This window comes from Dehalococcoides sp., assembly GCF_041654235.1.
In the GTDB taxonomy this organism is placed as follows: Bacteria; Chloroflexota; Dehalococcoidia; order Dehalococcoidales; family Dehalococcoidaceae; genus Dehalococcoides; species Dehalococcoides mccartyi_B.
In genome coordinates this window covers 1-3,287 of the sequence record NZ_JBAZDW010000106.1, presented here as the reverse complement: position 1 = coordinate 3,287, position 3,287 = coordinate 1, and the positions used below count along the sequence as shown (strand labels likewise).

The 3,287-nt window shown below is 41.1% G+C and carries 2 protein-coding genes and 1 pseudogene; 1 reads left to right on the top strand and 2 read right to left on the bottom strand.

Annotation, left to right across the window (positions count from 1 at the left end):
- Nucleotides 1-487, bottom strand: a 487-nt coding sequence (locus WC259_RS08195) for a hypothetical protein (protein WP_372644226.1), incomplete at its 3' end; no start/stop codon positions are given.
- 63 nt (nucleotides 488-550) lie between these two features.
- On the opposite strand from WC259_RS08195, the gene WC259_RS08190 reads away from it, so the two are divergent.
- Nucleotides 551-2,365 carry a right-handed parallel beta-helix repeat-containing protein gene (locus WC259_RS08190; protein ID WP_372644222.1) on the top strand — a complete coding sequence of 605 codons (1,815 nt, stop codon included), beginning with the start codon at nucleotides 551-553 and terminating at the stop codon, nucleotides 2,363-2,365.
- Here the strand turns inward: WC259_RS08190 and WC259_RS08185 are convergent.
- Nucleotides 2,362-3,287 (bottom strand): annotated as a pseudogene (locus tag WC259_RS08185) (hypothetical protein); the annotation flags it as partial. The gene WC259_RS08190 and the pseudogene WC259_RS08185 sit on opposite strands and share 4 nt — an antisense overlap.

Genomic DNA, 3,287 nt, shown 5'->3' with positions numbered 1-3,287 from the left:
CTCGTGGCGGAGTGCTGATATCAAATGTAGATGGTGATGCAGCCCCTTTCCCAACCCGTTTTACTCCGCACGTGATAATGGGAGCCCAACAAGTAGCCTTCTTGTAAAATGCACCAAATCCGAGCAGTAAAGACGTTGCATAAGCATCCAGGTCTCCGTATGTAATATTGTTATCAACCGTGGTGGTTGTCGATGTAAGACCATATAACGCAAAAGGAGAAGTTGATTCTGGCGCAGATTCGGTATAGTTTGTACTTGCAACTAGAGCACCCACTCCATGAGGATAACATTTCTTTGTAGAACTGGTAACCCGATCTTCCGGATCGTCAATATCAATATAATATCCGTATGTAGAGTCTAGTCCAGATGCCTCAATTGTAACCGTCTCTTCTCCTATGAGAACCTCTGCGGTGATTGGGGTGGAACCAACTCCAAAAATCTTTTCACCAAAAACAGCCACACCAAATGTAGCATCCGATCCAGTCATAACAATCTTACTTGTTATAAGTCTGGTAAACGTTATTAAAGCTTTGATACATAATACATCGTTATGGCATGGGATGACCCAGTAGAAGATAACGTAACCATTGATACGGCTGAAAATCATAATGCAAGAACAACTGAAATAAAAAGGAAAGTCCAAGGCCCCGACGCATCAACTGAAGGAATGGTAGCGAAATGGGACGGCACTACTGGAAGGGTTTTAAAAGATAGTTTAGCCTTTGTCAGCGACGACGGGGGAATTTATATCCCATTAGGGCAGCATTTCAATGAAGGTGGTTCTGAACATGTTCACGCAGTACCAAAATTGGATGATTGCGCAGCTCCTGATGATAATACCGATCTAAATGCAACAACATCTGCACACGGATTGCTAAAAAAACTCCCTGGGGATAATACCCAATATATGAATGGCGCTGGAAATTGGTCAACACCCTCCGGGGGGGAGGGAACTTCTGACCACGCTGCACTTTCACATCTTGCATATGCAGATGCCGGTCATACTGGATTTGCCCCAATCGACAATCCAACCTTCACGGGAACACCAGCAGCACCTACTGCGGCAGTCAGAACGAACACAACACAACTTGCAACCACTGCCTTTGTATTGAAAAATATCGGATATAGCGATATTGATGATATTATTATTTTCAATGATGGTGGTACCTACAGGGCATACAACAACACATTAGGGGAGTTTCTTGCAGAAACCTCTACTACTGATGCAGCAGTTGTTATCAATGCGGCTTTAGTTGATCTGGCAGGGGCGCGAGGATCAATAGGTATCCGTGCGGGATCATATACCATTTTACAAGCAATTACAATACCCGAACCCGCAATAGGAGTGAGAATACACGGTGCTGGTGCAATCGCCACAGATATTACGGCAAACAATAATGGTAGCAGTACTGCATATTATGCTATTCAAGTCGTAGGGGGTGTGTCGGGCGATGATTATATTACAATTTCGGATCTTCGACTCCTAAAAGGTACTGCCCATACAAATTCGGTAGGAATTTACATTTCTGGGTATTCTGGCCCGTCTGAAATGGCAGAGGGTCTACGGATTGAGAACATCCATGTTGAAGGTTTTTTAAAAGGATTTTCGTTAAATCTCTGTGCCTTTCTTCATATTACTAATTGTTATGCAAAATCGTGTGGCACAGGATTTTATAATAATATGTGCTGGGCAACAAACATGATCGGATGTTATACGACGGGGTGTACCTTATATGGATACTATTTTACCGGTTTAGTAGTTGGTGGATCTGGGTGGGATGAGGGCACATACCTTACCAACTGCCATTCTATCATATGTAATTACGGCATCTACTTAAATCAAAAAGATTATGTAAATGTTTCTAATTGTTCTTTCACAGATGCGGTTTCCGGAGGGATCGCATTAGTATATTCTGGAAAGGTAAAGATCAATGGATGTGAATGTAATGCCAATAATTCAACCACTCCCTCCGCCCCGGGCATAACAATGGATGAAAACAGTTCGGAAAATATAATTTCTGGGTGTAATATTATGATATCCAAACCCGGGATTTCTATATATGGATCTGATAATAACATAATCGGATGCAATTTTAAATATAATAACGATTCTGATGTTCTGTTAAGTGGTGGATCTAATACAGTAGTATCAAGTAATGCCTGTGCAAGCACGTCTACAGATTTGAATATTTCCCTTGTCAACAGTTCTGGAAATATAATCTCAAATAATAGGTGTCATAATGACACAACTAGTATTGTTGAATCAGGTAATTCAAACGTAAATAATTTTATTGGAAATATTGTGAATGGGGCACTTACAATTATTGGAGCACAATCCGGGGATACTGGAAACATCCTGAATTAAACCCAACCCAAATCTTCATTTACATACAATCTTTTATTCAGGAAAAACCCTTTATTTGAATAATCTGTTGTGAGCCAATCCGTCAGGGTTACCGCTGTGTATTTTACCCCATTTCCATCAGTTGATTCTACCGGGGTTCCAGTTGTTGTTGCCCTACTCGCCGAAACTCCAGGAATTGATAATGCTACTGTAGATCCAGATGGAATTGCATATCCCCATCCGTATAGCCAGACGGTCGGTTCAGTATTAATCAACGTTCCTCCACCGGAAGAACCGACTTTTTGGATTCCGGTATCGGCGGCTCCAGTTCCTGTAAATAATACCTGTGAGTTTGCATTTAAAGAAGTGTTGAAATTGAATGGTTCATATTGGGTATTCCCTAATGCTGTCGTGCAGTAATAGGTAGTGTCTGAACTTAAATCGGTAGGTACTGTTCCGATAATCTGAAATGCATCCCCGTATGCTAAAACAGACGATCTATTATCAATGAGGAAAAAACCCCCAATATTGGATATGGTGTTATCGTTTGAAGCTCCCTCAACGAACTCATGGAGTGATCCTCCTCTTGTTAAAGATACACCTCCTGCATTGATGGGACTGCCAACTAACGAATATATAAAGTAATATCCGGTTGCTGGTCTTGACGTAGGGGAATAAACATAAACCCTACATTTTACATAAAAATCGGCTTGATCAGCGAAGAACAGCGAAGATATATCTCCAGAAGTGGTTGTATATACAACCGGGTTACTACTCGGGTAAACTCCGACAAGCGTTTGATCGGTTGACACATTATTCTTGTACACATATCCCTCACTTTTTTTAGTAATAAACGTAGAATCTTTAAAAAATTGTTTTGTATTGTTGTACCCGTGACATGCGACTAGTCCAACAGAGATAGTTTTGCCCTGTAGATCTTTGC

What these genes read in the sequence shown, in the direction of transcription:
- WC259_RS08190 (WP_372644222.1), top strand. Translation starts at nt 551, where the DNA reads ATGGCATGGGATGACCCAGTAGAAGATAACGTAACCATTGATACGGCT.